The organism is Streptomyces sp. SD31 (assembly GCF_052068475.1).
Taxonomy (GTDB): Bacteria; Actinomycetota; Actinomycetes; order Streptomycetales; family Streptomycetaceae; genus Streptomyces.
The window spans coordinates 213,758-240,165 of the sequence record NZ_JBQHCX010000003.1; the positions used below are offsets into that span (position 1 = coordinate 213,758).

The window sequence follows — 26,408 nt, forward strand, 5'->3', positions numbered from 1 at the left end:
TACCTGGTCGGTATGTCGGCACCGGTGAGGCCCGAGGTTTCGGTTCCCGTCAGTTCCACTCGCCGAACGAGGTGAAGCCGCCGCTGTCGGCCAGTTGCTCCCCGGCGCCGTCGAGGTCCTCCGGGAGGAGGCTCCACACGATGAAGTCGGTGCGTACGTCGGTCCAGGTGCCGTCCTCCGCCCGGACGTGCGCTATGCAGGCGTTGCGCAGGACGCCCTCGCTGATACAACCGATCTTCTGGGCGACCTGCTGGGAGGCGGTGTTGTCGGCGGCCGTGCGCAGCTCGATGCGTTCGAACTTCTGGTCGCTGAAGAGCCATTGGGCGGTGGCGAGTGCGGCCTCGGAGGCGTAGCCCTCGCCGCGGGCCCAGGGGGCGATGACGTACGACAACTCGGTGGCCCGGACATGCCAGTTCGTCTTGGCCAGCTGGACGACGCCGACCAGGCGCTGGGTGAGGAACTCGGTGACGGCGAGGTCGAGTCCGCGGCCGGTCTCCCGCTCGGTGGGGGCGTGGTCGGTGATCCAGGTGCGCGCGCCGTCCTCGGTGAAGGGCTGGGGGACGTCGGTCCAGGCGCCGACCTGCTCGTCGTTCATCATCTCGGCCAGTGCGGGCACGTCGTCCTCGTCGAGGGGCCGCAGCACCAACCGCTCCGTGCTGATGGAGATGTTGGGGAAGGTGCTAGTCATGCGCCGCTCCGTAACCTTCGACAAAACCTTCAGGGCCTGCTGAACTGCCCAGCATGCAGCATGAAAGCACTGAGATGCACCACGGGGCCCACACCAAGTGAAGGAGTGGACCCCGTGCGTGGCGATACGCGGTAAACGCACCGTCAGATGGAGGTTGACCTCTCAGAACGCCGCGACGACGGCACCGTTGTACTTGTCCTCGATGAACTTCTTCACCTCGGGCGAGGTGAGCAGCTTCGCCAGCTTCCGCACGCGCGGGTCGTCCTCGTTGCCCTTCTTCACCGCGAGGAAGTTGCCGTACGGGTTGTCCTTGGGCGACTCGGCGGCGATGGCGTCCTTCGCCGGGCTGAGGTCGGCCTCCAGCGCGTAGTTGCCGTTGATGACGGCGGCGTCGACATCGCCGAGGGAGCGCGGCAGCTGAGCGGCCTCAAGCTCCTTGAACTGGAGGTTCTTGGGGTTGGAGGCGATGTCCTTGGGGGTCGCTTCGTAGCCGACGCCCGCCTTCAGCTTGATCACGCCGCCCGCTTCCAGCAGCTTCAGCGCGCGGGCCTCGTTGGTGGTGTCGTTCGGGACGGCGACCGTGGCGCCCTTCTTGAGGTCCGTGAGCTTCTTGACGCCCTGGGAGTACACGCCGAGCGGCTCCAGGTGCACCGTGGCGTTCGGGACGGCCACGATGTCGGTGCCGCTCTTCTTGTTGAAGTCGTCCAGGTACGGCTGGTGCTGGAAGTAGTTGGCGTCGACCTCACCCTGCTGGACGGCCGTGTTCGGCGTCGCGTAGTCGGTGAACTCCTTGACCTCGAGTTCGAGGCCGGCCTTCTTCGCGAGCTTGTCCTTGATGTAGGTGAGGATCTCGCCCTGCGGGGTGGGCGTGGCCGCGACCTTCAGCGGGGCGCTCGTGTCGGAACCGGAGTCCTTGTCCGAGCCGCAGGCGGAGAGTCCGAGGGTGAGGGCTCCGGCGGCGAGGACGGCAGTGGTGATCTTGGCGGTGTTACGCACGAAAAGTGCCTTTCCTTATGGGTGGTGCGACCCCGACTTGGGTGGTCGGGGAGTTCAGGGGGAGCTGGGCCTAGACGGTCTTGCTCGTGGCCGTGGACGCCTTCAGCAGCCGCAGCTTCGGCGCCGGGCCCGATGTGCCGCCCCGCCGGTGCAGGGAGCGGGCCGCGTAGTCGCCGGCGAACTGGATGAGGGAGATGACGACGGCGAGGATCGCGACGGTGAGCCACATCAGCTCGGTCTCGAAGCGCTGGTAGCCGTAGCGGATGGCGATGTCGCCGAGGCCGCCGGCGCCGACGGTGCCGGCCATGGCCGAGTAGCCGATGAGGGCGACGATCGTGGTCGTGGTGCTGGCGATGAGGGACGGCAGGGACTCGGGGACGAGCACCTTCCGTACGACCGTCCAGGTGTTGCCGCCCATGGACTGCACGGCCTCCACGAGCCCGCCGTCCACTTCGCGGACAGCCGTCTCAACCAGGCGCGCGAAGAACGGGATCGCGCCGATCGCGAGCGGCACGATCGCGGCCTCGCGGCCGATCGTCGTCCCGGTGACCCAGCGCGTGAAGCTCATCAGCGCGACCATCAGGATGATGAACGGCATCGAGCGGGCGACGTTCACGACCTGCCCGATGACCTTGTTGGCGAGGACGTTCTGGAGCAGGCCGCCCCGGTCGGTGAGGACGAGGAGGATGCCGAGCGGAAGACCGCCGACGACGGCGATGAGGGTGGACCAGCCGACCATGTAGAGGGTGTCCCAACACGCCTGCTCCAGCAGGGGCTGCATCTCGGACCAGGTCACTTGGCACCTTCCTTCACCAGCACGGGCTCCTGCCCGACGACATCGATCTGCAGGCCCCGTTCGCGCAGGAAGCCGATGGGCACGACGTTGTCCTCGTAGCGGCCGGGCAGTTCGATGCGCATCCGGCCGACCTGGAGGCCGCCGACGGTGTCGATGGCGGCGCCGAGGATCGAGATGTCGATGTTGTAGGTGCGCGAGAGCTGGGAGATGACCGGCTGAGTGGCGGCTTCGCCCTGGAAGGTGACGTCGACGACGGTGCGGTCGTCGGCGGAGGCTTCGCCGCCCACCGGGAAGAGCGCGGAGGCGAGTTCGGAGCCGGGGGTCGCGAGGAGCTCGCTGACGGTGCCGGACTCGACGATGCGCCCCTTCTCCATGAGCGCGGCCGAGTCGCAGATCGACTTCACGACGTCCATCTCGTGGGTGATGAGCAGGACGGTCAGGCCCAGCTGCCGGTTCAGGTCGCGCAGCAGTTGGAGGATGGAGCGGGTGGTCTCCGGGTCGAGGGCGCTGGTGGCCTCGTCGGAGAGCAGCACCTTGGGGTCGCCGGCCAGCGCGCGGGCGATGCCGACGCGCTGCTTCTGGCCGCCGGAGAGCTGGGCGGGGTAGGCCTTGGCCTTGTCCGCGAGGCCCACCAGGTCGAGCAGCTCAAGTGCCTTGCGTGAGCGTTCCTTCCCCGACTTGCCGAGGATCTCCAGCGGAAGCTCGACGTTGTCCTGGACCGTCCGGGAGGAGAGCAGGTTGAAGTGCTGGAAGACCATGCCGATACGGCTGCGCGCCTGCCGCAGTTCCTTGCCGGCCCGGGGACCGCGACCGGCGAGGGCGGTGAGGTCCTGTCCGTCGACGGTCACCGTCCCGGCGGTGGGCCGCTCCAGCAGGTTGACGCAGCGGATGAGCGAGGACTTGCCGGCGCCGGACTGACCGATGACGCCGTACACCTCGCCTTCGCGGACGTGCAGATCGACGCCGTCGAGGGCGGTGACCTCGCGGGCGCGTGAGCGGTAGACCTTGGTCAGGCCCGTTGTGGTGATCACTGGGATTCCGTCACTGTCGAGTGCGCGGCACCTCGTGGGCGCCGGGCACGTGGCGTTCATGGTCGAAGGCAGCCAGGACGCGGCACGGCTCTCGCAGGCGCGGTGGAACCGGTGAGGAGAATCGTGTGCGCGGGGCGGCTCAGTCCCGTACGCGTGGCGGGCACGTGGACATGAGCGGGCTCTCGCTTCGGGGCGCGAGGCTCAGGGTGGTGCGGGGGCCCTCTAGCAGGCACACATTCGACACATACAACGAGCACCGGGCGTCAGGGTCGCCTCGGTCGCAAAGGTGCGGCAGCTCGTCGTGGTCATGCGATCAGTAAACCAGACGTACGGTCCTTACCGACCGCCGCTGTCCGCATACTGGACAGCGGCGGACAGCGCTCAGCCGCGGACGGAGATCTCCACTCCCCCATCGGTGACCAGGGCGGACAGGGCCGACAGGTCCTTCACGACCAGGTCGGCGTCGAGCTCGTGGGCCTGGTGGGTTGTGGTCAACGCCACGGTGATCATCCCGGCGGCGCGACCGGCCGCCAGACCGGCGGGGGCGTCCTCGAAGACGACGCAGTGGGCCGGCTCGACGCCCAGTTCGCGGGCGGCGAGGAGGTAGGGCTCGGGGTCGGGCTTGCCGCGGGTGATGTCGTCGGCGGTGACCATCGTCTTGGGGAGGATCCCGACGGCGTCGAGCCGGGCCTCTGCCAGCCGTCGGGTGGCAGAGGTCACGACGGCCCAGCGGTCGGCGGGCAGCGAGTCGAGGAACGCCTTGGTGCCGGGCAGCAGGTGGACGCCGTCGTTCGGTACGTCCTCCACCTCCAGCGTCTCGATCCGCGCGAGGGCCTCCGACACGACGTCGGCGGGCAGCAGGTCGGCGACTATCTCGACGGCCGGGCGTCCGTGCAGCTCGACCTCGCCGAACTCCTCCGTGATGCCGTACTCGTCGGCCCACAGCGCCCAGCATCGGTCGACGGATGCGAGGGAGGAGACGAGTGTGCCGTCGTTGTCGAACAGGAGAGCGCGTGCGTGGATCGTCATGGTCTGGACCCTACGGGGCCGCCGGGATGTGCCGGACACGGCCTCGGGGGCCGGACGATCGCGCAGCCGGTGACGGCCGCGGAGGCCCGGGCGGCGGCCGACTGCTTCGGCCCCGACGACTGCTACGGCGTGACCTGGACGCTGCCGCACCTGGTCGAGACGGGGCCGAACCCCCGTGTCGTGAACGTCGGACTCGTCACCGACGAGCCGGTCGGCTGACCGCCGGGGCCGGGCGCATCAGGTCTTTTGGGCCGTATTAAGGTCGCTCCATGCTTGATGCCCTGACGCTGGTGATCGGTGTCGCCGCGCTGCTGCTCGCCGCCTGGTGCGGGTGGGCCGCCTACCGTGACCAGTCGACGAAGGACTGGCACTTCATCGGGATGGCCGTGGTCACGGTGCTGACTCTGGTGCAGCTGGTGGTCGGGGTCGTGCTGCTGGCGCGGGGCGAGAAGCCGGAGCAGGGCACGACGATCTTCGTTGCGTATCTGCTGGGCTCCTTCGCGTGCGTTCCGGCCGCGGGGTTCATGTCGCTGGCCGAGCGGTCCAAGTGGGGTTCGGTGACGGTCGCCGCCGGCGGTGTGGTGCTGGCCGTGCTGGAGGTGCGGCTCTATGACATCTGGGGAGGCTGAGGTGGCCGTGACACAGGACAAGCCCACCAGGACGCGGCTGATCAGCGGCCCCGGAATACTGCTGGTGTGGCTGTACGGCGTGATGGTGGTCGGGGCCGTGTCGCGATCGGCGTACCAGATCGCGACCGAGTTCGACCGGGCGCCGCTCGCCTATGCGTTGTCGGCCGTCGCGGGTCTCGTGTACGGCTTCATCACGTACACGCTGGTACGAGGCGGGGAAACGGCCCGCAAGGCGGCGCGGGTGTGCTGCGCCGCCGAACTCGCGGGCGTTCTGATCGTCGGCACCTGGACCCTGGTGGAGCCCTCGGCGTTCCCCGATGCGACCGTTTGGTCCGACTACGGCATGGGCTATCTGTTCATCCCCGTACTGCTGCCCCTGTCGGCCCTGTACTGGCTGCGCAAGGCACGAACCGTCACGCAGTAGTGGCGTACGTCCCCGCCGGCTTCTCCAGGACGATCATCGGGACCCCGTCCGCGCCCTTCGACGTGCCCACCGCCTCGTAGCCCACCTTGCGGTACAGGCGCAGGTTGCCCTCGCTGCGGTGGCCGGCCTCCAGGCGGAACCTCGTGGCGCCGTGCCGCTCGGTCAGGGCGGCTTCCGCGGCGCGCAGGAGGCGGGCGCCGATGCCGTGACCCTGGAGGCGGGGGTGGACGCAGAGCTTGCCGATGGCGGCGGCGCCGTCCGCGGTCACGCTGCCGCGGACCGAACCGACGACCTCCTCGCCGAGGCGCGCCACGAAGACACAGTCCGCGGCGACCTCCGCACGGACCGAGTCCAGGGTTTGGACCAGCGGGTCGATGCGGTAGTTGCCGTACAGCGCCGCCTCGCTCTGGAAGCACAGGTACTGCAGCCTGAAGATCTGCTCCGCGTCCTGCTCGGTCGCCGCCGAGATGGTCACGCTCATGCCCATGTGCGCACGCCTCCCGCTCACCTGATCGCCTGTCGTCCCTCACTCCTATCCCCGCACTCCGCGGGCCGCAACCTCCGGTGTGAGCAATCGCCGCAGACATCCCAGGCATCTGGAACGTTCCGGGCCGAGACTGCCCTGTGAGATACCCAACTCCCCCGCGATTTCCCGGTATGTCAGGTCGTTCGGGGAGAGGAGCGCCTCCATGAGGCGAGGGCAGCGGCCGGGGAGGCGGCGCACCGCTTCGCGCAGGGCTCGGTGGCGGGCCGCCGTGAGGGCGAGGTGTTCGGGGTCATGGCGATCGGTATCGGCGGCGGGCTCGCCGTCGTACGGCTGTTCCCGTCGCGTCGTACGGCGGCTTCGGCGCGCCTCGGAGCGGACGGCTCTGCGCAGCCAGCCCTGCGGGTCCACGGGTGGGCCGTCCGAGTCGAGGCGTTCCAGGAGACGTAACCAGACCGCCTGCTCCAGGTCGCCCGGCTCCGTTCCGGCGGCGTGTGCCTCGGCGGAGGCCTCCGCGAGGAGCAGCGGGCGCAGGGCGGCAACCAGGTCGTCCGTCATATGCGGCACGACGCGGCCGCCCGGGCGCGGGGTTGCCCGGGCGGCCGACAGTCACCCCAACCGGGGCGCGGGTCTCAGCCGTTGACGAAGTCCTCGCGGGCCAGCACGCCCGTGTCGGGGTTGTCGGTGAAGACGCCGTCGATGCCGGTCGCGAAGTACGTCTTGTAGGCGCCGAAGACGTCGCCGTAGGCGTCCGCGTCGGTGCCCTTGCGGAAGTTCGCGGGGAGGAAGGGGTTCTCGTTGCGCATGGTCCAGGGGTGCAGGACCAGGCCGACCTTGTGCGCGTCGCTCACCAGCGTGGTGGGCGTGGTGAGGTTGCCGCTCGCGTCCTTCGGGATGACCAGGTCCAGGGTCGGGCCGATGCCCTGCGCGTAGGAGGCGATCTCCCTGAGGCCGGCCGGCTTGACCAGGTCGGCGACCGTGCGCGGGTCGCCCGTCTCGACGAAGTCCCAGGGGCGGGTGGTCGGGCCGGAGAGCAGGACCACCAGCGGGTTGTCGACCAGCTTGTTCAGGCGCTGGATGCTGGTCGGCTCGAAGGACTGGATGATGACCGCCGAGTTCCGCTTGTCCTTGCCGTGCTTGTGCAACACCTTGGCGATCCGCTCCTCCAGGGCGAGGCCCTGCTTGCGGAAGTAGGTGGGGTGCTTGAGCTCGGGGTAGATCCAGACCTGCTTGCCGCGCTTACGGGTCTGCTCGTCCTGCCACTTCAGGACCTCTTCGAAGGTGGGGATCTCCCAGCGGCCGTTGTAGAGGGTGTTGTGCGGGCGATTCGCCGGGATGCGCTCGATCGCGCGCAGGGTCTTCAGCTCGGCGAGCGTGAAGTCCTCGGTGAACCAGCCGGTGGTGGCGACACCGTCGAGGGACTTCGTCTTCTTCCGGTCGGCGAACTCCGGATGGTCGGCGACATCGGTCGTGCCGCCGATCTCCGGCTCGTGCCGGCAGACGAGGTGACCGTCCTTCGTGGGCACCAGGTCGCCCGCCTCGACGATGTCGGCGCCCATGTCGAGGGCCAGCTGGTAGGAGCCGAGGGTGTGCTCGGGCCGGTAGCCGCTGGCACCCCGGTGGCCGATGATCGTCGGCTTGGGCAGGCTCTTCAGTCCACCGCCACCGCCACCACCGGGCCGGGCCTCGGCCGCTCTCGCCGTACCGGACAGCCCGAGGACCGCTCCGCCCGCGCCGAGCACGGCCGCGCCGAGAAACATCCGCCGTCCGGTTACGCCCGCCTGCTCGTTCTCCTGGGTTCCCATGAGGGCCCTCCCTGACCTTCCGCTCATTCAGTGCGCGCCGATCGTAGGTGCGCGCACATGACGGATGGGAGACCTCCGGCGGAACTCGCGGGTGACGCTGAATGTCGTACGGGAAAGGTGAGATGACGGCCCGTCGGAATGGGCCCGGCGGTGCGGGGAAGTCGTCCGGTAGGGCCTGTCCCTGAGCCCCGGGGGCGATGTCCGTCACATCATGGCGGGAGCGTTACGCACCGTCCACGACGCGCCACCGCAGGTAAACGTGCGTCAACAGTGCGTAAGACCTCGGTGAAGTCGGCCCACCCGATGTGCGGGACCCCGGGAACCGCGAGTATCGTCCTCACCTGCACAGACTTATACAGATCCCTCGCCATCCCCTTGACCCCGGAGGGCCCGTTGTCCCGCTTCGCGCTCATCAAGGCAGTGCTCGGACCGATCATGCGCCTGATGTTTCGCCCACAGGTGGAGGGCGCGGAGCACATCCCGGGCGACGGTCCGGTCATCCTGGCCGGCAACCACCTCACGTTCATCGACTCGATGATCCTGCCGCTGGTCTGCGACCGTCAGGTCTTCTTCATCGGCAAGGACGAGTACGTCACCGGCAAGGGCCTCAAGGGCCGTCTGATGGCCTGGTTCTTCACCGGCGTCGGCATGATCCCGGTCGACCGGGACGGCGGCCGGGGCGGTGTCGCTGCGCTGATGACCGGGCGCCGCATCCTGGAGGAGGGCAAGGTCTTCGGCATCTACCCCGAGGGCACGCGGTCGCCCGACGGGCGGCTGTACCGGGGGCGCACCGGTATCGCGCGGTTGACGCTGATGACCGGTGCGCCTGTCGTTCCCTTCGCCATGATCGGCACCGACAAGATCCAGCCGGGCGGGGCGGGAATGCCGCGGCCGCGCAAGGTGACGGTGCGGTTCGGTGAGGCGATGGAGTTCTCCCGGTACGAGGGGATGGACCGGGACCGTTATGTGCTGCGGGCCGTTACCGACTCCGTGATGGCTGAGGTCATGCAGTTGTCCGGGCAGGAGTATGTGGACATGTACGCGAGCAAGGCCAAAGAGGCTGCGTAGCGCCGTTTCGGTTCTCAGGTGCGGCGGCTGCGGGTGGTACGTGGTTGATCGCGCCGTTCCCCGCGCCCCTAACCGGCACTGTCCAGCCGTTGGTCACGGAGGAGAAACCACGCTGCCACTGCCGCGGTGAGCAGCACTGCCGCGCCTACCCCCGCCGCCAGCGCCAAGCCGTCCACGAAAGACTGCCGGGCCGCGTCCAACAGCGCCTCCGACGTCTGTGCGGGCAACCCCGCCGCCGCCTCCACCGCGCCGCCCAGCGACTCGTGGGCCTCGGCCGGAGTGCCTGCCGGACCCGTGAAGTCCCGGTAGACACCCGTCACGATCGAACCCAGTACGGCGATTCCCAGAGCCGCGCCCAGCTCGTACGCCGTCTCCGACACCGCCGACGCCGCGCCCGCCTGCTCCTTCGGTACGGAGCCGAGGATCACGTCGGACGTCACCGTGAAGGAGAAGCCCGCGCCGACGCCGACCACCAGCAGGGCGGCCCCGAGCAGCGGATAACCCGTCGAGCGGTCGATCACCGTGAGCGCGGCCAGTGCGAGGCCGATTGCCGCGAGGCCGCCGGAGACGACGGCCCGTACCGAGAAGCGGCGGGCCACGCGGCCGGCGATCAGGCCGGCCACCACGGCGCCGATCGCGGCGGGCAGCTCCGCGAGGCCCGCCTCGAACGGGCCCCTGCCCTGCACGAGTTGCAGGAACTGGGAGAGGAAGAACACCAGGCCGGACAGGCCGAGGATGGTCAGCAGGTCGGCGAGCACCGCACCGCTGAAGCCGCGGTGGCGGAACAGCCGCATGTCCAGCAGCGGGGCCGGCAGGGTGAACTGGCGGCGGACGAAGCCGTACAGCGCGGCCGCGCCCAGCAGGCCCACGGCGAGCGTGGCCGAGGTGAAGCCGTGGGTGGCGGCCTCCTTGACGGCGTACACGATGCCGATCATGCCGACGAGCGACAGTACGACGCTGACCAGGTCCCACGGCCCGGAACTCGGGTTGCGTGATTCGGGCAGCAGCTTGATGCCGACGACGACGAGGACCAGCATCACGGGCAGGTTGATCAGGAAGACCGAGCCCCACCAGAAGTGTTCGAGGAGGAAGCCACCGGCGATCGGGCCGACTGCCGTGCCGGCGGAGGCCGTCGCGCCCCAGATGCCCACCGCCAGGCTGCGCTCGCGCGGGTCGTGGAAGAGGTTACGGATCAGGGCGAGCGTGGCGGGCATCAGGGTGGCGCCCGCGACGCCGAGCAACGCCCGGGCCAGGATCATCAGTTCAGGTGTCGTCGCGTAGGCGTTGAGCACGGATATCGCGCCGAACGCCGTGGCGCCGACGAGCAGGATCCGCTTGCGGCCGATGCGGTCGCCGAGGCTGCCCATCGACACCAGCAGACCCGCGATGACGAAGGAGTAGACGTCGCCTATCCACAGAAGCTGGGTGCCGGAGGGCTTCAGGTCCTCGCTGATGTAGGGGGTCGCGAGGCCGAGGACGGTCGCGTCCACGGCCACCAGCAGCACGGCGAGCACGAGGACGGACAGCGCGAGCCAGCGGCCCGGACGCTTCACCGCCTCGGTCGTGGTTGCCGGCTGCAGGGTGCTGGTCATGATTCCTCTCTTCTGAGCGCACCGCCGAGCAGCAGCTCGACGATCATGTGGTGGAAGTCCTTGGGGGCGACCTTGCCGTTCTGCACGACCCAGGCGCCGGAGGCGAGCAGCCCGAACAGGGCCTCGGTGAGCCAGGCGGGCGTGAGATCGATCCGGAACTCGCCGCTGTCCTGTCCGCGCCGGAACAGCGCGGCGATACGGCCGTCGATCCTCGACCAGCCCTCGTGCTGCTCCTCGCCCTCGAACAGTTGGTTCTCGGTGTAGAGGAAGGCGAGGAGCCCGGCGGCGGACTCGATCTCGCGGACGAGACGTCGCACGGCGTCACTCGCCGGCCCGTCGTCCAGCCGCGCCGCGTCCACCGCCGCCTCGCACTCCGCGATGCCGAGCGCCTCCAGCGCCCGGACGAGCGCGTCCCGCCCGGCGAAGTGCCGGTGCAGCGTGGCCCGGCTGATCCCGGCGGCCTTGGCGACCTCGTCCATGGTCGCGGTGGATTTGCGGGTCAGCAGGGCTGCGGCGCTGCGCAGTACGTGGTCACGATCGACGGCCATGAGACAACCATAGACCATCTGAGACACAGGTGTCTCATTCAAGGCATGCAGAGCTCACAGCTCTGGTGCAGAGCTCACATCCCTCTACTCGGCCGGCGCCTCAGTGCCAGGGCAGCTGCCCGCGCCGCTCCCAGTACGCGGCCGGCTCCTCCACCAGCGCCGCGAGCCGCTCCACCTGCTCGTCGTCGAGATCCACGACCGCCGCGTGCAGGTTGGACGCGAGCTGTACGGTCGTCGCGGCGCCGGAGAGGACCACGCCGGCCCAGGGCTGGCGGAGGATCAGGGCGAGGGCGACGGCGTCGCAGCCCAGAGACGTTTCTGCGGCTACGGCCTTCAGCGCGTCCGGCGCGTACGGGTCCGCGAGCCGTCCGTTGGCCATGCCCTCCTTGACGATCACCGTGAGCCCGGCGTCGTGGGCCTCGGCGAGGGCGGCGCCGGCCGAGGTCTCCAGGGCGTTGTACGTCGACTGGACGGTACGGAAGAGGGGCTCGCCGTCGACCGTCACGGCGAGAGCGGCGCGGATCGCGTCGGCCTGGGCGGGGCCGCTGGTGGAGAAGCCGATGGTGAGGCCCTGAGCGGCGGCTTCGGCCAGCCTGGCGTGGAGGTCCTTGTCGGTGAGGGCCGGGCTGTCCGGGGTCACCGAGTGGATCTGGTAGAGGTCGAGCCGGTCGCCGAGCAGGGCGTCGGTCTCGGCGTGCTGGCGCTCGTAGGTCGGGAGGGTGTGGTCCTTGACCTCGTGCGTGTCGGCGTCCGCCGTCCAGCCGGCCGTGTAGGTGTAGCCCCATTTGCTGCCGATGACCACGTCGTCGATGCGGGGGTTCTTGTTGAGCCAGTCCGCGAGGAACTCCTCGGAGCGGCCGTAGGAGCGGGCGGCGTCGAAGTAGCGGACGCCTTGGGCGTAGGCGGCGTCCAGGAGTTCGTGCGTACGGTCGCGCAGGGCCGTGACACTGCGGTCAGCCGGAAGGTCTTCCGCACGGCCGAGATTGATGTAGCCGGGGCGGCCGACGGCGGCGAGGCCCAGTCCGATGTGGCAGGTCGGGGTGGTTGCTGTTGCCAGTCGGGCGAAGGGCATCGCGGGCTCCGTTCGGTCGGTTCCGGTGCGGCTTGCGACCAACGTAACCCGCGATGACGCTGCGCTTGCTGAGCGGGGCGCCCAGGAGCTCGGGTGGTACGACTCCTGGGCGGATGGGGGGCTCATCGTGCTGTGTCGCGCAGTTCCCCGCGCCCCTTGGGGGCGTTGCCCTACCGCTTCTTGGCAGTGGCCCACTCGTGCTGGGCCGCCACGTCCTGCTTCACCTCGGCCAGTTGGACCGCCACCGCGCTCGGCGCCGTCCCACCCCGGCCGTTGCGGGACGCCAGGGCACCCGGAACGTTCAGGACCGAGCGGACCTCCGGCGTGAGGTGAGCGGAGATCTTCGCGAACTGCTCGTCCGTCAGCTCGTCCAGCTCCTTGCCCTCGGACTCGGCGACCTTGACGCACTCGCCGGCGACCTCGTGCGCGACCCGGAACGGGACACCCTGCTTGACCAGCCACTCGGCGATGTCGGTGGCGAGGGAGAAGCCGGCCGGGGCCAGTTCCTCCATGCGCTCGCGGTTGACGGTGAGGGTGGCCATCATGCCGGTGAAGGCGGGGAGCAGGACCTCCAGCTGGTCGCAGGAGTCGAAGACCGGCTCCTTGTCCTCCTGGAGGTCGCGGTTGTAGGCGAGGGGCAGGGCTTTGAGCGTGGCCATCAGGCCCGTCAGGTTGCCGATCAGGCGGCCGCTCTTGCCGCGCGCCAGCTCGGCGATGTCCGGGTTCTTCTTCTGCGGCATGATCGACGAGCCGGTGGAGAACGCGTCGTGCAGGGTCACGAAGGAGAACTCCTTCGTGTTCCAGATGATGACCTCCTCGGCGATCCGGGAGAGGTTCACGCCGATCATCGCGGTGATGAAGGCGAACTCGGCGACGAAGTCACGGGAGGCCGTGCCGTCGATGGAGTTGGCGGCGGACCCGTGCTCGAAGCCGAGGTCCTTCGCCACCGCCTCCGGGTCCAGGCCGAGCGAGGAACCCGCGAGGGCGCCCGAGCCGTACGGCGAGACGGCCGTCCGCTCGTCCCACTGACGCAGCCGCTCGGCGTCCCGGGACAGCGACTGCACATGGGCCAGGACGTGGTGGGCGAAGAGCACCGGCTGGGCGTGCTGGAGGTGGGTGCGGCCGGGCATCGCCACGTCCGGGTGGGCCTCGGCGAGGCCGATCAGCGCGTCCTGGAGGCCGGCGATCAGGCCGCCGATGACGCGGGCGCGGTCGCGGAGGTACATCCGGAAGAGGGTGGCGACCTGGTCGTTGCGGGAGCGGCCCGCGCGCAGCTTGCCGCCGAGGTCGGGGCCGAGGCGCTCCAGTAGGCCCCGCTCCAGAGCCGTGTGGACGTCCTCGTCGGCGATCGTGCCCACGAACTCACCCGAGGCCACGTCCGCTTCCAGCTGGTCGAGCCCCGCGATCATCCGGGTCAGCTCGTCCTCCGTCAGGAGCCCCGCCTTGTGCAGCACGCGCGCGTGGGCACGAGAACCGGCGATGTCGTACGGCGCCAGCCGCCAGTCGAAGTGGACGGACGCGGACAGCTTGGCCAGGGCCTCGGCGGGACCGTCGGCGAAACGGCCGCCCCAGAGCCGGACGTCACCGCTGTTGCTGCTCACTTGCTGCGCTCCTCGGAAGAGTCTGCGTGTGTGGCACCGCCTCCCCGTGGCGTGAACGGGGAGGCGGTCGTCAGGCCAGTGCGCTCACCACACATTGACCTGCATGAGTATGCAGACCTCTGCATGATTCGTCAATCCGGACCGCGGGAGACGGGAATCGGGCGACGGAAATTCGGCACACACATTGAACGCGGGAAACCGCTTACTCGTATCTCTCGCTGAACGCAGGCGCCGCGTTCGTACACGACAACACCCCCGAACCCGAGTGAGGCATCCGCATGTCCAGGGCTCTTCCGAAGTACAACAAGCGTCGCGTCGCGTTCATCGGCGGCGCCGCCGCAGTGGCGCTGTCCGGCACGGTGATCGCCGGTTTCGCGCTCGCCGGGGAGACGTCCCGGAGCAACGGCACGAGCGCCCGGACACTGGCCGGCCCCGGCACGATCACCTGCCCGGACGTCACCGGCCAGCTGCCCGCGATCCCGGCGTCCGCACAGGCCGAGGTCGACCGCAACCTCGCCCAGCTCCAGACCCAGATCAACGAAGCCAACCAGCGCCTCGTCGACACCGTCGGCCAAGGCGGCCCCAACTTCGTCCAGAACGCCATCCTCGGCCCCCTCGAAGACAAGCGCGTCGCCGCCCTCAACCGCATCGAAACCGCCATCGGCCGCGCCGCCGCCAAGCCCGAAGGACTGGAGGCATTCGCCGCCTGCACCCTCAACGCCGACGGCGGCGCGGGGGCCGGCGAGGAGGCCGGCGCGGGCGAGGAAGCGGGCGCCGGTGCGGAGGCCGGGGCGGGCGAGGAGGCCGAGGCCACGCCGAGCGAGACGGCCACGGAGGAGGCCGGTGGCGCGGCGGGCGATGAGGCCGGCGACGCCGCGGGCGAGGCGGGGAACGCCGGCGTCGGCACGATCACCTGCCCGGACGTCACCGGCCAGCTGCCCGCGATCCCGGCGTCCGCACAGGCCGAGGTCGACCGCAACCTCGCCCAGCTCCAGACCCAGATCAACGAAGCCAACCAGCGCCTCGTCGACACCGTCGGCCAAGGCGGCCCCAACTTCGTCCAGAACGCCATCCTCGGCCCCCTCGAAGACAAGCGCGTCGCCGCCCTCAACCGCATCGAAACCGCCATCGGCCGCGCCGCCGCCAAGCCCGAAGGACTGGAGGCATTCGCCGCCTGCACCCTGAACCAGTGAGGTGACAGGCAGCCATGGCCGCCCCGTTGGCACGCCGGCCGGGGCGGCCATGGTGATGCCCCGTCACCTCGCTGAACCGGCCGAACCTGCAATTCCTTAGACAAACGAACGACCCACATCCATACTCGGTGGACGTGGGAAAAACTTATGAACGCATAGACGGCAGACTCCGCACGTTCATCGAGGAGCAGCCCCTCTTCTTCACCGCGACCGCTCCCCTGGACGCCGACGGCACGGTCAACCTCTCCCCCAAGGGGCTGCGCGGCTCCTTCGCGGTCCTCGACGAACTCACCCTGGCCTACCTCGACTTCGCGGGCTCCACGGCCGAGACCGTCGCGCATCTGCGGGAGAACGGCCGGATCACCCTCATGTGGTGCGCCTTCCAGGGGCCGCCCAACATCGTCCGCGTCCACGGCCGCGGTGAGGCCGTCTTCCGCGACGACCCACGGTTCAAGGAGTTGCTCGGCCACTTCCCCGACATCGACTCCTCCCTGCACGGCCTGCGCGCGATCATCGTGGTGCGGGCCGAACTCATCCGGGACTCCTGCGGGTACGCGGTGCCCCTCATGACGTACGACGAGGACCGCGACCTGCACGCGAGGCGGTTCGCGCGCGAGGACGACGACTCGCTCAGCGCGTACTTCGGCAAGAAGGAGCACATCGCGACGAGCCTGGATGGCCTACCCGGGCTGCCGTTGCCACTCCCGCCGTCTAGCGTCTGAGCCATGCGCCCCGGTGTCGTCGCCCTCGCCTCCGCGTCCCTCCTCGTGCTCGGCGCCACGCCGGGCGGCGGGCCGCCGCAGCCGCTGCCCGCGCGCATGGCCGACACCGGGGGCGGCTCCCAGCTCATCACCGCGGTGGCGCCGAAGACCGGCTCGACGTCGGGGACGGTCACCTGGTGGGACCGCGTCGACGGACAGTGGGTGAAGACCGGTTCGGCGCCTGCCCGGTTCGGGGCGAAGGGGCTGGTCGAGGGGGCCTCGCGCAAGCAGAGCACCCACACGACGCCCACGGGGCTGTACGGGCTGCCGTACGCCTTCGGCATCGAGGCGGCGCCGCGCGGAACGGCGTACGAGTACCGCCGCGTCCACCGCGACTCCTGGTGGTGCCAGGACAACGACTCCCGCGCGTACAACCGGTGGACCGAGCCCCTGGCGCGCGACTGCCGGGCCGCCGAGTCCGAGCACCTGGTCTCGTACGGCGCGCTCTACGCGTACGCGCTCGTCATCGGGTTCAACTACGAGCGGCCGGTGAAGGGGCGAGGGGCCGGGATCTTTCTGCATGTGAAGGGGCGGGGGGCGACGGCGGGTTGTGTGTCGGTGCCGCGGGAGGCGATGAAGCGGATCATCGAGTGGGCCGATCCCGCGCTACGACCGCACATCGCGATCGGGACGGCGAGCGGCACCACGGCGATCACCCGGTACTGAGCAAGTACCGGAGCGAGCACTGAGCGATCCCCACTGAACACACGGACCTCCCCGCACGTATCTCAGGGCCAAGGGACCACGCCCATCACGCACTCCCCTTGCTCCCGTCCCCGGAGGAACCGTGACCACCACGCTCGCAGGCGGCCGTGCCGCTCGCCGCCAGACGATGCGCCGCATCCGCCCGCGCCGCTCCCCGGCCGTCCCGCTGGTGATCGCCCTGTGGGCGGGTGCGGCGGCGGTGCTGTGGCTGTGGTGGGACAACACGCCGTCCCTCGCGGACAACACCGCCAAGATCCTCGCCGCGGGGCGGATCACCGGACTGCTGGCCGGCTATCTCATGGCGCTCGTGGTGCTGCAGATGGCCCGGGTGCCCGCGCTGGAGCGGCGGGTGGGGTCCGACCGGGTCGCGCGCTGGCACGCGATGAGCGGTCGTTACACGATCTGCCTGGTCATCGCGCATGTCTTCCTCACCATGTGGGCGTACGCGCTCCAGGCCGGCAAGACGCTCGGTGACGTCGTCCAGCAGACGATCGACTCGGTCAACACGCTGCCGGACATGGGCAAGGCGGCCATCGGCACCGGGCTGCTGTTCTTCATCGCGTTCATCTCGATCGGCGGGATCCGCCGCCGGATCCCGTACGACACCTGGTACCACGTGCACCTGCTCACGTACGCGGCGGTGTACCTGACGTTCTGGCACCAGATCACCACCGGCAACGAGTTCGCCGTCGAGCCGTCCGCGAAGACCTTCTGGTACGGGCTGTACGGGGTCGTGACCGCGCTGGTGGTCTGGTACCGGATCCTCACCCCGATCCGCCTCAACCTGCGCCACCGGATGTACGTCGAGGCGGTCATCGAGGAGACCCCCGGCGTCGTGTCGGTGCTGATCGGCGGGCGCAAGCTGCACCGCATGGGTGCGGAGGCCGGGCACTTCTTCCGCTGGCGGTTCAAGGCGCCGGGCATGCGGTTCAGTTCCCACCCGTACTCGCTGTCGGCGGCGCCCCGCCCCGACATGCTGCGGATCACGGTCAAGGCGATCGGCGACCACACCTCGCGGCTGCGCGACCTGCAGCCCGGCACCAAGGTCTGGGCCGAGGGCCCGTACGGGGCGATGACCGCCCAGCGCCGCAGCCGGGGCAAGGTGCTGCTGGTGGCGGGCGGGGTCGGGATCACGCCGATGCGGGCCCTGTTCGAGACGCTGCCCGGTGCGTCCGGCGACATCACGCTGCTCTACCGGGCCAACAGCACCCAGGACCTGGCGTTGTGGGACGAGCTCGCGGCCATCGCCGACGAGCGCGGTGCCCGGCTGATGTACGCGGTCAACAGCCCGGACGGCGAGCGGCCGGACATCTCGGCGGAGCGGCTGCGCCAGAAGCTGCCGGACATCGACAAGCACGACGTGTTCATGTGCGGGCCGGCCGGCTTCGCGCAGTCCGTCTACGAAGCGCTGCGCGGCGCGGGCGTGCCCGCCCGCCGCATCCATCACGAGTCGTTCGAGATGTGAGCGACGGGACGTCCCACACCAGACTTCGGACTTCAGACTTCAGACTTCAGGAGCTGTAGGAGCCATGAGGAAGAGTCACCCCATCCGGCGTGTCGTGCTGGCCGGCGCGGCCACCGTGTCCGGGATCGTGCTGCTGCTGTCGCTGAAGCCGGCGACCGACCCGGCCTCCGCGGCGGCGGGCGGCACGGCACCACCCGCGGCGGCGTCACCCCAGGGCGGCGCCCAGGCGGCCGGAACCGGCACCTTCACCGGTGACGCGGCACAGACCCAGTACGGGGCCGTGCAGGTGCGGCTGACCGTGGCCAACGGGAAGATCACCCAGGCGGAGGCCGTGCAGGCCCCCAAGGGCGGCCAGAGCGACCAGATCACGGCGAACGCCGTACCCAAGCTCAACCAGGCGGCGACGCGGTGTCGGGAGCGACGTACACCAGCGCCGGCTACAAGGAATCCCTCCAGTCGGCGGTGGACAAGGCCAAGGCGAGCGCCGGGTCCGGTTCACAGGGTTCGGGCGCCGCCCAGGCGGCCACGGTCACCGGCGATGCCGTCCAGACCCAGTACGGCGCGGTCCAGGTCCGCATCACCGTCAACGGCGGGAAGATCACGAAGGCCGAGACCGTCCAAGCCCCCAAGGGCGGCCGGAGCGACCAGATCACCGCCAACGCCGTACCCAAACTCAACCAAGCCGCCGTAGCGGCCGGCACCGCCGACATCGACGCCGTCACCGGAGCCACGTACACCAGCGCCGGCTACCAGGAATCCCTCCAGTCGGCCCTCGACAAGGCGCAGGCGAGCGCCGGTTCCTCGCAGGGATCGGGCTCCCAGGGGTCGGGCGCCGCCCAGGCCCGCACCGTCACCGGCAGCGTCTCGCAGACCCAGTACGGACCGGTCCAGGTCCGCATCACGGTCAGCGGCGGGAAGATCACCAAGGCCGAGACCGTCCAAGCCCCCAAGGGCGGCCGGAGCGACCAGATCACCGCCAACGCCGTACCCAAACTCAACCAAGCCGCCGTAGCGGCCGGCACCGCCGACATCGACGCCGTCACCGGAGCCACGTACACCAGCGCCGGCTACCAGGAATCCCTCCAGTCGGCCCTGGACCAGGCCGGTGGCTGACGCGGTGGCGGAACCGACAGAAGCTCCCGCCGCGGTACGTCATGCGGAGGAGGTCATGGGGACGGTCTTCTCCTTCGACGTCCGCGGCGGGGAACCCGGTGCCGTCGAGTCGGCACTGGAAGAGGCGGTCGCCGGACTGCACCGGGTCGACGAGGTGTTCAGCACCTACCGCGACGACAGCCAGGTCTCTCTGCTGGCGCGCGGCGAGCTGACCGTCGAGGGGTGCGATCCGGAAGTCGCCGAGGTGCTCGAACTGGGCGCCGAGGCGGAGCGGCTCAGCGAGGGCTGGTTCAGCACGTCGTACGAGGGCCGCCTCGACCCGACCGGCATCGTCAAGGGCTGGTCCGTCGAACGCGCGGCCCGGCGCCTCGCGCGGGTCCCCGGCGTGAGCGGCGTCAGCGTCAACGGCGGCGGCGACGTCCAGCTGCTGGGCGTACCGGGCGCACAGCGCCCCTGGCGCGTAGGCGTCTCCGACCCCCTGCGCCCGGGCGGCCTCGCGGCCGTCATCTCCGCCGCCGGCCTGGACGAACTGGCGGTGGCCACATCCGGCACGGCGGAGCGGGGCGCACATATCGTCGACCCCCGCACCGGCCGCTCCGCGGTGACGGACCTGGTGGCGGTGACCGTGGTGGCCCCGCAACTGACCTGGGCGGACTGCTGGGCGACGGCGGCTTTCGCGATGGGTTCGCGGCAGGGTCTGCGCTGGCTGGAGTCGTTGCCGGAGGTCGAGGCGCTCTTGATCACGGCGGGGGATGAGGTCCGCTGCACAGGAGGCTTGGCCTCTCGACTCGGGTGAGTCGGCCCACCCAGGGGCGCGGGGAACTGCGCGACCAGCCACAATGCACCCGCAGTCGGCAAATGACCGCCACCACCCCCACTCAGTGGCCGTTCTGCGCCAACCGCAAGAGATGATCGGCCAAGGCCTGACCCCCCGTAGGGTTCCGGCTGATCAACAGCAACGTATCGTCACCGGCAATGGTCCCCAAGATGTCCTGCAGCTCGGCCTGATCAATGGCCGAGGCCAAGAACTGCGCCGCCCCCGGAGGGGTCCGCAGGACCACGAGATTCGCAGAAGCCTCCGCGGAGATGAGCAGCTCCTGCGACAACCGCCGCATCCGCTCCTCCTTGGCCGACTCCCCCAGCGGCGCCCGAGGCGTACGAAAACCGCCCTCGCTCGGCACCGCGTAGATCAGATCGCCCTCGTTGTTACGGATCTTCACCGCATTGAGCTCGTCCAGATCCCGGGAGAGCGTCGCCTGCGTGACGCTCAACCCGTCGTCGGCGAGCAGCTTCGCCAACTGACTCTGCGACCGCACGGGCTGCCGGTTGAGGATGTCCACGATCCGGCGGTGGCGGGCGGTGCGCGTCTGCGGCACGGCAGGCCCGGCGGCCCCGTTGTGCTCGTGGTCCTGCGCCTGACTCATCGTCGTCTCATTCCCCGGATCATCCGTCCCCGTTGGCCACGTCAAGGATGCCGGGCAGCGCCTGAAGAAGCGCCTCCACTTCGTCGTCGCCGAGGTTCAGCGGCGGCATGAGCCGTACGACATCGGGGGCGGGCGCGTTCACCAGGAAACCGGCGTCCTGAGCCGCCTGCTGCACCTTGGCGGCGTGCGGCTCGGTGAGCACGATACCCAGGAGTAGTCCCGCGCCCCGGACATAATCGATCAACGGGTGGCCCAGCGCCTCGATCCCGTCGCGCAACTTCTCGCTCTGCCGCTTGACGTTCTCCAGCAACCCCTCGTTCGCGATGGTGTCCACAACCGCCAGCCCAGCGGCGCACGCGACCGGGTTGCCGCCGAAGGTCGTCCCGTGGTGGCCGGGCTGCAGCAGCTCCGCGGCCCGCCCGAAGGCGACCGTCGCACCCAGCGGCAGCCCGCCGCCGAGCTGCTTGGCGAGCGTGACGACGTCGGGCAGTACGCCCTCGTGGGCCTGGTACTCGAACCAGTGTCCGGTACGGCCGACGCCGGTCTGCACCTCGTCGAGGACGAGCAGCGAGCCGTTGGCGGCCGTGATCGCCCGCGCGGCCTTCAGATAGCCGGCCGGCGGCACCACGACGCCGTTCTCGCCCTGGACCGGCTCGATGATCACCAGGGCCGTCTCCTCGGTCACCGCCGCGGCCAGCGCCTGCGCGTCGCCGTACGGCACATGCGTGACGTCACCGGGCAGCGGCAGGAACGGCTCCTGCTTGGCCGGCTGGCCGGTGAGCGCGAGGGCACCCATCGTGCGGCCGTGGAAGCCCCCCTCGGTGGCGACGATGTGGGTCCGCCCGGTCAGCCGGCCGATCTTGAACGCGGCCTCGTTGGCCTCGGCGCCGGAGTTGCAGAAGAAGACCTTGCCGTCCCGGCCGAAGAGCTGGAGCAGCCGTTCGGCGAGGGCGATCGTCGGCTCCGCCATGAAGAGGTTGGAGACGTGACCGAGGGACGCGATCTGCTTGCTCACGGCCTCGACGATCGCGGGGTGCGCGTGGCCGAGCGCGTTGGTCGCGATGCCGCCGACGAAGTCGATGTACTGCTTCCCGTCGGCATCCCAGACCTTGAGCCCCTCACCACGTACGAGAGGGAGCCGCGGGGTGCCGTAGTTGTTCATGAGCGAGCCCTGCCACCGCTGGGTGAGCTCCTGATTCCCGGTCATACGGCGTCGTCCCCCTCTTGCGTGTCCGGCACGACCATCGTGCCGATGCCTTCGTCGGTGAAGATCTCCAGCAGGATCGAGTGCTGGACCCGGCCGTCGATGACGCGGGCGGTGGTGACGCCGTTGCGTACGGCGTGCAGGCAGCCCTCCATCTTCGGCACCATCCCGGAGCTCAACTCCGGCAGCAGCTTTTCCAGTTGGGAAGCGGTGAGGCGGCTGATCACCTCGTCGCTGTGGGGCCAGTCCTCGTAGAGGCCCTCGACGTCGGTGAGGACCATGAGGGTTTCGGCGCCCAGCGCAGCAGCGAGTGCCGCAGCCGCCGTATCAGCATTGACGTTGTAGACATGTCCGTCGTCCTGGCTACGGGCGATCGACGAGACGACCGGGATGCGGCCGTCGGCGAGCAGGGCCTCGATGACGCCCGTGTCGATCGCGGTGATCTCGCCGACCCGCCCGATGTCGACCAACTCGCCGTCGATCTCGGGCTGGTGCTTGGTGGCGGTGATGGTGTGCGCGTCCTCGCCCGTCAGGCCGACGGCGAGCGGGCCGTGCTGGTTGAGCAGTCCGACGAGCTCGCGCTGGACCTGCCCGGCCAGCACCATCCGTACGACGTCCATGGCGTCCTCGGTGGTGACGCGCAGGCCCGCCTTGAACTCGCTGACGATGCCGTGCTGGTCGAGGGCCGCGCTGATCTGCGGGCCGCCGCCGTGCACGACGACGGGCTTGAGGCCGGCGTGGTGCAGGAAGACGACGTCCTGGGCGAACGCGGCCTTCAGGTCCTCGTCGATCATGGCGTTGCCGCCGAACTTGATGACGACGGTCTTGCCGTTGTGGCGGACCAGCCAGGGCAGCGCCTCGATGAGGATCTGGGCCTTGGGCAGCGCGGTGTGTTTGCGGGTCACATTGCTCATGAGGAGTAAGCGCTGTTCTCGTGGACGTAGTCGGCGGTGAGGTCGTTGGTCCAGATGGTGGCGGTCTCGGAGCCGGCGGCGAGGTCGGCGACGATGTGCACCTCGCGGTAGCGCATGTCGACCTTCTCGCGGTCCTCGCCCACGCCGCCGTTCTTGCACACCCAGACGCCGTTGATGGCGACATTGAGCTGGTCGGGCTCGAAGACGGCGGAAGTGGTGCCGATGGCGGAGAGGACGCGGCCCCAGTTGGGGTCCTCGCCGTGGATGGCGCACTTGAGGAGGTTGTTGCGGGCGATGGAGCGGCCCACCTCGACGGCGTCGTCCTCGGTCGCGGCGTTGATCACCTCGACCTTGATGTCCTTGCTGGCGCCCTCCGCGTCGCGGATCAGCTGCTGCCCGAGGTCGTCGCAGACGGCCCGTACGGCCTCGGCGAACTCCTCGTACTCCGGGGTGACTTCGGCGGCGCCGGAGGCGAGCAGCAGCACGGTGTCGTTGGTGGACATGCAGCCGTCGGAGTCGACGCGGTCGAAGGTGACCTTGGTGGCGGCGCGCAGGGCCTTGTCCAGGACGTCGTTGTCGAGAGCGGCGTCGGTGGTGAGGACGACCAGCATGGTGGCGAGGCCGGGCGCGAGCATGCCGGCACCCTTGGCCATCCCGCCGACGGTCCAGCCGTCCTTGGTCACGACGGACGTCTTGTGGACGGTGTCGGTGGTCTTGATGGCGATGGCGGCCTTCTCACCGCCGTGCTCGGAGAGCTGGGCGGCGGCGGTCTCGACGCCGGGGAGCAGCTTGTCCATGGGCAGCAGCACACCGATGAGGCCGGTCGAGCAGACGGCGACCTCGATGGCGCCCCGGCCGAGCACCTCGGCGACCTTCTCGGCGGTGGCGTGGGTGTCCTGGAAGCCCTTGGGTCCCGTACAGGCGTTGGCGCCGCCGGAGTTGAGGACGACGGCAGAGATCTGACCGTTCTTCAGGACCTGCTCGGACCACAGCACCGGTGCGGCCTTGACGCGGTTGGAGGTGAAGACGCCCGCGGCGGATCGGCGGGGCCCGGTGTTGACCACGAGGGCCAGGTCCGGGTTGCCGTTCTCCTTGATTCCGGCCGCGATGCCCGCGGCCGTGAATCCCTTTGCTGCCGTCACACTCACGGCGCGACTCCGATCGTCGTAAGGCCGGTGGTCTCGTCGAGACCCAGGGCGATGTTCATGCTCTGGACGGCACCGCCCGCGGTGCCCTTGGTCAGGTTGTCGATGGCGCTGATCGCGATGATGCGGTTCGCGGCGGCGTCATACGCGACCTGCACCTGAACGGCGTTCGAACCATAGACGGACGCCGTGGCGGGCCACTGTCCCTCCGGGAGGAGGTGGACGAAGGGCTCGTCGGCGAAGGCCTTCTCGTAGGCGGCGCGGACGGAGTCCGCCGTGACACCGGGGCGCGCGGTCGCGCTGCACGTGGCGAGGATGCCGCGGGGCATCGGCGCGAGGGTCGGCGTGAAGGAGACGCTCACGGTTTCACCGGCCGCCGCGCTGAGGTTCTGGATCATCTCGGGCGTGTGCCGGTGGCCGCCGCCGACGCCGTACGGCGACATGGAGCCCATGACCTCGCTGCCCAGCAGATGCGGCTTGGGCGCCTTGCCCGCGCCGGACGTGCCCGAGGCTGCGACGATCACGGCCTCGGGCTCGGCGAGGCCGGCGGCGTAGGCCGGGAAGAGGGCGAGCGAGACGGCGGTCGGGTAACAGCCGGGTACCGCGATGCGCTTGGACCCCTCCAGCGCGGCGCGGCCACCCGGCAGCTCGGGAAGGCCGTACGGCCAGGTGCCGGCGTGCGGGGAGCCGTAGAACGTCTCCCAGTCGCCCGCGTCCTTCAGCCGGAAGTCGGCCCCCATGTCGACGACCAGCACATCCGGGCCGAGCTGCTCGGCGACGGCGGCGGACTGGCCGTGGGGCAGGGCGAGGAAGACCACGTCGTGTCCGGCGAGGACCTCGGGCGTGGTCTCCTGGAGCACGCGGCCGGCCAGCGGCAACAGGTGCGGCTGGAGCGCGCCGAGCTTCTGTCCCGCGTTGGAGTTGCCGGTCAGGGCGCCGATCTCGACCTCGGGGTGTGCCAGGAGTAGACGCAGCAGTTCCCCGCCCGCATATCCACTCGCTCCGGCCACTGCCGCACGTACCGCCATGGAAACCTCCTCCTAGACGGCATGACTATACGTTTCCTTGCACGTTTATGCAATCTTGCGGGATGAAGGCTCCCTCGCGGGGTGCGACCGAGATTTTTAGTTGGCACATGGAGCACGCTGGCTGGCGAGTCTTGGTCCCGTAACGCTGTGTAGCGGGCAGTACCGAGGAAACGCCCCCATTGCTGGTCGAGTGGTGCTTCTCTGGTTGAGTGGGCGAGGCAGCGACGGCGAAGATCCCGTCGGATTCAAGTCAGCCGGATCACCTTGTCACGGCGTACGACGGGGACGCCGGACTGCGGGATCGGCTGCGGCTCGGGACGACTGGTCGCGTCGGTGGAGTTCGACACGGACCAGGAGTGCACCCTCCGCCACCAGGAGACGTCCCTGTACCGCGCCCCCTCCGGCGCCTGGGTATTCGCCTCCGGAACCCTCGCCTGGTCCCCGGCACTGGACCGACCGGGCCACGTCGACCCTCGAGTCCAGCGCGCCACCGCCAACCTCCTGGACCACATCTGCAAACGCCCCTGACACGGTGGCCCACAAAAAGGTCACCGTCCCGTCGAGGTTCGACCGGCACCGTCGTCGCTCTCCCAGGACGACATCGCCGTTCCACTCATGTATCGAAAGTGCTGGTCGTGACGCATAGCGCGTAGTGTGGTGATCATGACTGGCGAGACTGACCTGCGGAAACTGCTGAGCGGCATGCGTCCGCAGCTGAATGCGGACCGCTACGTATTCACCACGGTCAAGGACGGTGTGCCCACCGGCGTCACCCCGGTCGTCACGGTCGCCGAGGACGAGGGCCTGACCCTGGTCGTACGGCGGGAAGAGGCGGACGCGGCGGGGCTGGCCTACGACTACGTGGCTGGCTGGATCACGTTGCGCATCCACTCCGCGCTTGAGGCGGTCGGGCTGACCGCCATGGTCGCGCGCGAACTCGCCGACGCGGGCCTGAGCTGCAACGTTGTCGCCGGGTTCCACCACGACCACCTGTTCGTCCCGTACGAGCACGCTCACCGGGCGGTGGCCGTCCTGGAGAACCTGGCACGGAGCTCCGCCTGAGCCGACGGGATAGCGTGCCGAGCAGGGCGTCGGCCGCACCCGTGTCCTGTGCGCGTGCAAGGTGTTCGGGTGTCCGCGGGGCCCTCCACCCGCACGCAGCCGGTCGGCGGACAGCGGCGCGGGCCGCGCCCCCCTCCTGGCCGAACGCTTACCCATGGACGACCCCTGACAGGGATGTTCCACGGCTGTAGGCCCTCAGGTTCAGAATTCAGCCGTCGTCGAGAGCTGCTCTCTCATGTCGTCGTAGCCGGGACTGACGCCGACCCGCTCAAAGAACCCCTCCATGAGCGCGAAAGCACCCTTCCAGGCCCAAGCAGTACAGCCATGACCGAGGCACCTGTCAGGAAAGAAGGGATTCTCCTTCGGCTTAAAAGGATTCTCTGACGCCGATCCGCCATTCAGCCGGATAGTGCACGAGGTCATTGCGCAGCCTTACGAGGTCCGCCGCCCTCTGAAACGGGTCCCTTCCCCACTCGATAGTCAGTGTCCGACGGGTCACGGGACGAAGCCGTGTCCGTGTCGTCGCGGCCCGTGTGAGGCGGGGTGATCTCTCGGACGCAGAGTGGGCTCGACTCCGGGCCGGCCGGTGGCGGGCACCGGCGGCCCTTTCTACGATCATGGCCCGCACACG

At 69.7% G+C, this 26,408-nt stretch carries 27 protein-coding genes and 3 pseudogenes; 13 read left to right on the top strand and 17 right to left on the bottom strand.

What is annotated here, in order from left to right; all coding sequences use genetic code 11:
* Nucleotides 1-49 precede the first annotated feature (49 nt).
* The 5 genes from ACTMVF_RS08360 to ACTMVF_RS08380 form a co-directional block, all read right to left on the bottom strand.
* Nucleotides 50-688, bottom strand: a complete 639-nt coding sequence (locus tag ACTMVF_RS08360; protein ID WP_441270300.1) for a GNAT family N-acetyltransferase — start codon at nucleotides 686-688, stop codon at nucleotides 50-52.
* Nucleotides 689-850: 162 nt separating this feature from the next.
* Nucleotides 851-1,684, bottom strand: a complete 834-nt coding sequence (locus tag ACTMVF_RS08365) for a MetQ/NlpA family ABC transporter substrate-binding protein (RefSeq protein WP_441270301.1) — start codon at nucleotides 1,682-1,684, stop codon at nucleotides 851-853.
* A gap of 70 nt (nucleotides 1,685-1,754) precedes the next feature.
* Nucleotides 1,755-2,480, bottom strand: coding sequence for a methionine ABC transporter permease (locus tag ACTMVF_RS08370; protein ID WP_441270302.1), 726 nt, complete (start codon nucleotides 2,478-2,480; stop codon nucleotides 1,755-1,757).
* Nucleotides 2,477-3,511: a methionine ABC transporter ATP-binding protein gene (locus ACTMVF_RS08375; protein ID WP_441270303.1), complete on the bottom strand. Its 1,035-nt coding sequence runs from the start codon at nucleotides 3,509-3,511 to the stop codon at nucleotides 2,477-2,479. Before ACTMVF_RS08375 ends, ACTMVF_RS08370 begins: the two co-directional genes overlap by 4 nt.
* A gap of 381 nt (nucleotides 3,512-3,892) precedes the next feature.
* Complete coding sequence (locus ACTMVF_RS08380; RefSeq protein ID WP_441270304.1) at nucleotides 3,893-4,540, bottom strand: HAD-IA family hydrolase; 648 nt, start codon at nucleotides 4,538-4,540, stop codon at nucleotides 3,893-3,895.
* A gap of 69 nt (nucleotides 4,541-4,609) precedes the next feature.
* On the opposite strand from ACTMVF_RS08380, the gene ACTMVF_RS08385 reads away from it, so the two are divergent.
* The 3 genes from ACTMVF_RS08385 to ACTMVF_RS08395 are packed head-to-tail and all read left to right on the top strand — an operon-like array spanning nucleotide 4,610 to nucleotide 5,593.
* Nucleotides 4,610-4,759 carry a hypothetical protein gene (locus tag ACTMVF_RS08385; RefSeq protein ID WP_441270305.1) on the top strand — a complete coding sequence of 50 codons (150 nt, stop codon included), beginning with the start codon at nucleotides 4,610-4,612 and terminating at the stop codon, nucleotides 4,757-4,759.
* A gap of 50 nt (nucleotides 4,760-4,809) precedes the next feature.
* Nucleotides 4,810-5,169 carry a hypothetical protein gene (locus ACTMVF_RS08390; protein ID WP_441270306.1) on the top strand — a complete coding sequence of 120 codons (360 nt, stop codon included), beginning with the start codon at nucleotides 4,810-4,812 and terminating at the stop codon, nucleotides 5,167-5,169.
* Nucleotides 5,150-5,593 (top strand): hypothetical protein, encoded by a 444-nt coding sequence (locus tag ACTMVF_RS08395; RefSeq protein WP_441270307.1) that lies wholly within the window; start codon nucleotides 5,150-5,152, stop codon nucleotides 5,591-5,593. The genes ACTMVF_RS08390 and ACTMVF_RS08395 overlap by 20 nt, the downstream gene beginning before the upstream one ends.
* On the opposite strand, the gene ACTMVF_RS08400 is transcribed toward ACTMVF_RS08395, so the two are convergent.
* The 3 genes from ACTMVF_RS08400 to ACTMVF_RS08410 all read right to left on the bottom strand — a co-directional run bounded on the left by ACTMVF_RS08400 (nucleotide 5,583) and on the right by ACTMVF_RS08410 (nucleotide 7,882).
* Complete coding sequence (locus ACTMVF_RS08400) at nucleotides 5,583-6,080, bottom strand: GNAT family N-acetyltransferase (RefSeq protein ID WP_441270308.1); 498 nt, start codon at nucleotides 6,078-6,080, stop codon at nucleotides 5,583-5,585. The two genes, ACTMVF_RS08395 and ACTMVF_RS08400, sit on opposite strands and share 11 nt — an antisense overlap.
* Before the next feature lie 45 nt (nucleotides 6,081-6,125).
* Nucleotides 6,126-6,635, bottom strand: coding sequence for an RNA polymerase sigma factor (locus tag ACTMVF_RS08405; protein ID WP_441270309.1), 510 nt, complete (start codon nucleotides 6,633-6,635; stop codon nucleotides 6,126-6,128).
* A 74-nt stretch (nucleotides 6,636-6,709) separates the two neighbouring features.
* On the bottom strand, nucleotides 6,710-7,882 hold the full coding sequence (locus tag ACTMVF_RS08410; protein WP_441270310.1) for a glycerophosphodiester phosphodiesterase: 1,173 nt from the start codon (nucleotides 7,880-7,882) through the stop codon (nucleotides 6,710-6,712).
* Nucleotides 7,883-8,275: 393 nt separating this feature from the next.
* On the opposite strand from ACTMVF_RS08410, the gene ACTMVF_RS08415 reads away from it, so the two are divergent.
* Nucleotides 8,276-8,950 carry a lysophospholipid acyltransferase family protein gene (locus tag ACTMVF_RS08415; protein ID WP_441270311.1) on the top strand — a complete coding sequence of 225 codons (675 nt, stop codon included), beginning with the start codon at nucleotides 8,276-8,278 and terminating at the stop codon, nucleotides 8,948-8,950.
* A 68-nt stretch (nucleotides 8,951-9,018) separates the two neighbouring features.
* On the opposite strand, the gene ACTMVF_RS08420 is transcribed toward ACTMVF_RS08415, so the two are convergent.
* From ACTMVF_RS08420 to argH, 4 genes are all read right to left on the bottom strand, one after another.
* Nucleotides 9,019-10,542 (bottom strand): MFS transporter, encoded by a 1,524-nt coding sequence (locus tag ACTMVF_RS08420; RefSeq protein ID WP_441270312.1) that lies wholly within the window; start codon nucleotides 10,540-10,542, stop codon nucleotides 9,019-9,021.
* Complete coding sequence (locus tag ACTMVF_RS08425) at nucleotides 10,539-11,090, bottom strand: TetR/AcrR family transcriptional regulator (RefSeq protein WP_441270313.1); 552 nt, start codon at nucleotides 11,088-11,090, stop codon at nucleotides 10,539-10,541. The genes ACTMVF_RS08420 and ACTMVF_RS08425 overlap by 4 nt, the downstream gene beginning before the upstream one ends.
* A gap of 100 nt (nucleotides 11,091-11,190) precedes the next feature.
* The gene (locus ACTMVF_RS08430) at nucleotides 11,191-12,162 is read right to left on the bottom strand and encodes an aldo/keto reductase (RefSeq protein WP_441270314.1); all 972 of its coding nucleotides are present in this window, start codon (nucleotides 12,160-12,162) and stop codon (nucleotides 11,191-11,193) included.
* Between the two features lie 170 nt (nucleotides 12,163-12,332).
* Nucleotides 12,333-13,763 (bottom strand): argininosuccinate lyase, encoded by a 1,431-nt coding sequence (argH, locus tag ACTMVF_RS08435; RefSeq protein WP_441270315.1) that lies wholly within the window; start codon nucleotides 13,761-13,763, stop codon nucleotides 12,333-12,335.
* A gap of 278 nt (nucleotides 13,764-14,041) precedes the next feature.
* Between argH and ACTMVF_RS08440 the strand changes: the two genes are divergently transcribed.
* The 7 genes and pseudogenes from ACTMVF_RS08440 (at nucleotide 14,042) to ACTMVF_RS08470 (ending at nucleotide 19,796) form a co-directional block, all read left to right on the top strand.
* Nucleotides 14,042-14,956, top strand: a complete 915-nt coding sequence (locus tag ACTMVF_RS08440; RefSeq protein WP_441270316.1) for a hypothetical protein — start codon at nucleotides 14,042-14,044, stop codon at nucleotides 14,954-14,956.
* A gap of 134 nt (nucleotides 14,957-15,090) precedes the next feature.
* Nucleotides 15,091-15,678 (top strand): pyridoxamine 5'-phosphate oxidase family protein, encoded by a 588-nt coding sequence (locus ACTMVF_RS08445; RefSeq protein ID WP_441270317.1) that lies wholly within the window; start codon nucleotides 15,091-15,093, stop codon nucleotides 15,676-15,678.
* Nucleotides 15,679-15,681: 3 nt separating this feature from the next.
* Complete coding sequence (locus ACTMVF_RS08450) at nucleotides 15,682-16,383, top strand: L,D-transpeptidase family protein (RefSeq protein ID WP_441270318.1); 702 nt, start codon at nucleotides 15,682-15,684, stop codon at nucleotides 16,381-16,383.
* Between the two features lie 121 nt (nucleotides 16,384-16,504).
* Nucleotides 16,505-17,887 (top strand): ferredoxin reductase family protein, encoded by a 1,383-nt coding sequence (locus ACTMVF_RS08455; protein WP_441270319.1) that lies wholly within the window; start codon nucleotides 16,505-16,507, stop codon nucleotides 17,885-17,887.
* Nucleotides 17,888-17,951: 64 nt separating this feature from the next.
* A pseudogene (locus ACTMVF_RS08460) lies at nucleotides 17,952-18,670 on the top strand (FMN-binding protein); the annotation flags it as partial.
* A gap of 156 nt (nucleotides 18,671-18,826) precedes the next feature.
* A pseudogene (locus tag ACTMVF_RS08465) lies at nucleotides 18,827-19,000 on the top strand (FMN-binding protein); the annotation flags it as partial.
* 55 nt (nucleotides 19,001-19,055) lie between these two features.
* Nucleotides 19,056-19,796, top strand: coding sequence for an FAD:protein FMN transferase (locus ACTMVF_RS08470; protein WP_441270320.1), 741 nt, complete (start codon nucleotides 19,056-19,058; stop codon nucleotides 19,794-19,796).
* Between the two features lie 82 nt (nucleotides 19,797-19,878).
* Here ACTMVF_RS08470 and ACTMVF_RS08475 read toward each other — a convergent pair whose 3' ends face one another.
* Genes ACTMVF_RS08475 through argC form a run of 5 tightly spaced genes read right to left on the bottom strand, consistent with a single transcriptional unit; the run spans nucleotide 19,879 to nucleotide 24,715 of the window.
* A complete protein-coding gene (locus ACTMVF_RS08475; RefSeq protein ID WP_062715470.1) occupies nucleotides 19,879-20,424 on the bottom strand; it encodes an arginine repressor in 546 nt (181 codons plus the stop codon).
* 19 nt (nucleotides 20,425-20,443) lie between these two features.
* Nucleotides 20,444-21,631 (bottom strand): acetylornithine transaminase, encoded by a 1,188-nt coding sequence (locus tag ACTMVF_RS08480; protein ID WP_441270321.1) that lies wholly within the window; start codon nucleotides 21,629-21,631, stop codon nucleotides 20,444-20,446.
* Nucleotides 21,628-22,542, bottom strand: coding sequence for an acetylglutamate kinase (argB, locus tag ACTMVF_RS08485; RefSeq protein ID WP_441270322.1), 915 nt, complete (start codon nucleotides 22,540-22,542; stop codon nucleotides 21,628-21,630). Before argB ends, ACTMVF_RS08480 begins: the two co-directional genes overlap by 4 nt.
* A complete protein-coding gene (gene argJ / locus ACTMVF_RS08490; RefSeq protein ID WP_441270323.1) occupies nucleotides 22,539-23,690 on the bottom strand; it encodes a bifunctional glutamate N-acetyltransferase/amino-acid acetyltransferase ArgJ in 1,152 nt (383 codons plus the stop codon). Before argJ ends, argB begins: the two co-directional genes overlap by 4 nt.
* Complete coding sequence (gene argC / locus ACTMVF_RS08495) at nucleotides 23,687-24,715, bottom strand: N-acetyl-gamma-glutamyl-phosphate reductase (protein WP_441270324.1); 1,029 nt, start codon at nucleotides 24,713-24,715, stop codon at nucleotides 23,687-23,689. The genes argJ and argC overlap by 4 nt, the downstream gene beginning before the upstream one ends.
* A gap of 363 nt (nucleotides 24,716-25,078) precedes the next feature.
* Here argC and ACTMVF_RS08500 point away from each other — a divergent pair.
* Both ACTMVF_RS08500 and ACTMVF_RS08505 read left to right on the top strand, forming a co-directional pair.
* Nucleotides 25,079-25,243 (top strand): annotated as a pseudogene (locus ACTMVF_RS08500) (N,N-dimethylformamidase beta subunit family domain-containing protein); the annotation flags it as partial.
* Nucleotides 25,244-25,378: 135 nt separating this feature from the next.
* Entirely contained in the window at nucleotides 25,379-25,777 is a 399-nt protein-coding gene (locus tag ACTMVF_RS08505) for an ACT domain-containing protein (protein WP_441270325.1), read from the top strand.
* Nucleotides 25,778-26,408 lie beyond the last annotated feature (631 nt).

Excerpts from the sequence above, each read along its gene's own strand:
- ACTMVF_RS08430 (WP_441270314.1), bottom strand. The coding sequence starts at position 12,162 with ATGCCCTTCGCCCGACTGGCAACAGCAACCACCCCGACCTGCCACATC.
- ACTMVF_RS08470 (WP_441270320.1), top strand. The coding sequence starts at position 19,056 with ATGGGGACGGTCTTCTCCTTCGACGTCCGCGGCGGGGAACCCGGTGCC.
- ACTMVF_RS08440 (WP_441270316.1), top strand. The coding sequence starts at position 14,042 with ATGTCCAGGGCTCTTCCGAAGTACAACAAGCGTCGCGTCGCGTTCATC.
- ACTMVF_RS08475 (WP_062715470.1), bottom strand. The coding sequence starts at position 20,424 with ATGAGTCAGGCGCAGGACCACGAGCACAACGGGGCCGCCGGGCCTGCC.
- ACTMVF_RS08405 (WP_441270309.1), bottom strand. The coding sequence starts at position 6,635 with ATGACGGACGACCTGGTTGCCGCCCTGCGCCCGCTGCTCCTCGCGGAG.
- argC (WP_441270324.1), bottom strand. The coding sequence starts at position 24,715 with ATGGCGGTACGTGCGGCAGTGGCCGGAGCGAGTGGATATGCGGGCGGG.
- ACTMVF_RS08400 (WP_441270308.1), bottom strand. The coding sequence starts at position 6,080 with ATGGGCATGAGCGTGACCATCTCGGCGGCGACCGAGCAGGACGCGGAG.
- ACTMVF_RS08425 (WP_441270313.1), bottom strand. The coding sequence starts at position 11,090 with ATGGCCGTCGATCGTGACCACGTACTGCGCAGCGCCGCAGCCCTGCTG.
- ACTMVF_RS08390 (WP_441270306.1), top strand. The coding sequence starts at position 4,810 with ATGCTTGATGCCCTGACGCTGGTGATCGGTGTCGCCGCGCTGCTGCTC.
- ACTMVF_RS08505 (WP_441270325.1), top strand. The coding sequence starts at position 25,379 with ATGACTGGCGAGACTGACCTGCGGAAACTGCTGAGCGGCATGCGTCCG.
- ACTMVF_RS08410 (WP_441270310.1), bottom strand. The coding sequence starts at position 7,882 with ATGGGAACCCAGGAGAACGAGCAGGCGGGCGTAACCGGACGGCGGATG.
- argB (WP_441270322.1), bottom strand. The coding sequence starts at position 22,542 with ATGAGCAATGTGACCCGCAAACACACCGCGCTGCCCAAGGCCCAGATC.
- ACTMVF_RS08380 (WP_441270304.1), bottom strand. The coding sequence starts at position 4,540 with ATGACGATCCACGCACGCGCTCTCCTGTTCGACAACGACGGCACACTC.
- ACTMVF_RS08480 (WP_441270321.1), bottom strand. The coding sequence starts at position 21,631 with ATGACCGGGAATCAGGAGCTCACCCAGCGGTGGCAGGGCTCGCTCATG.
- ACTMVF_RS08360 (WP_441270300.1), bottom strand. The coding sequence starts at position 688 with ATGACTAGCACCTTCCCCAACATCTCCATCAGCACGGAGCGGTTGGTG.
- ACTMVF_RS08395 (WP_441270307.1), top strand. The coding sequence starts at position 5,150 with ATGACATCTGGGGAGGCTGAGGTGGCCGTGACACAGGACAAGCCCACC.
- ACTMVF_RS08450 (WP_441270318.1), top strand. The coding sequence starts at position 15,682 with ATGCGCCCCGGTGTCGTCGCCCTCGCCTCCGCGTCCCTCCTCGTGCTC.
- ACTMVF_RS08420 (WP_441270312.1), bottom strand. The coding sequence starts at position 10,542 with ATGACCAGCACCCTGCAGCCGGCAACCACGACCGAGGCGGTGAAGCGT.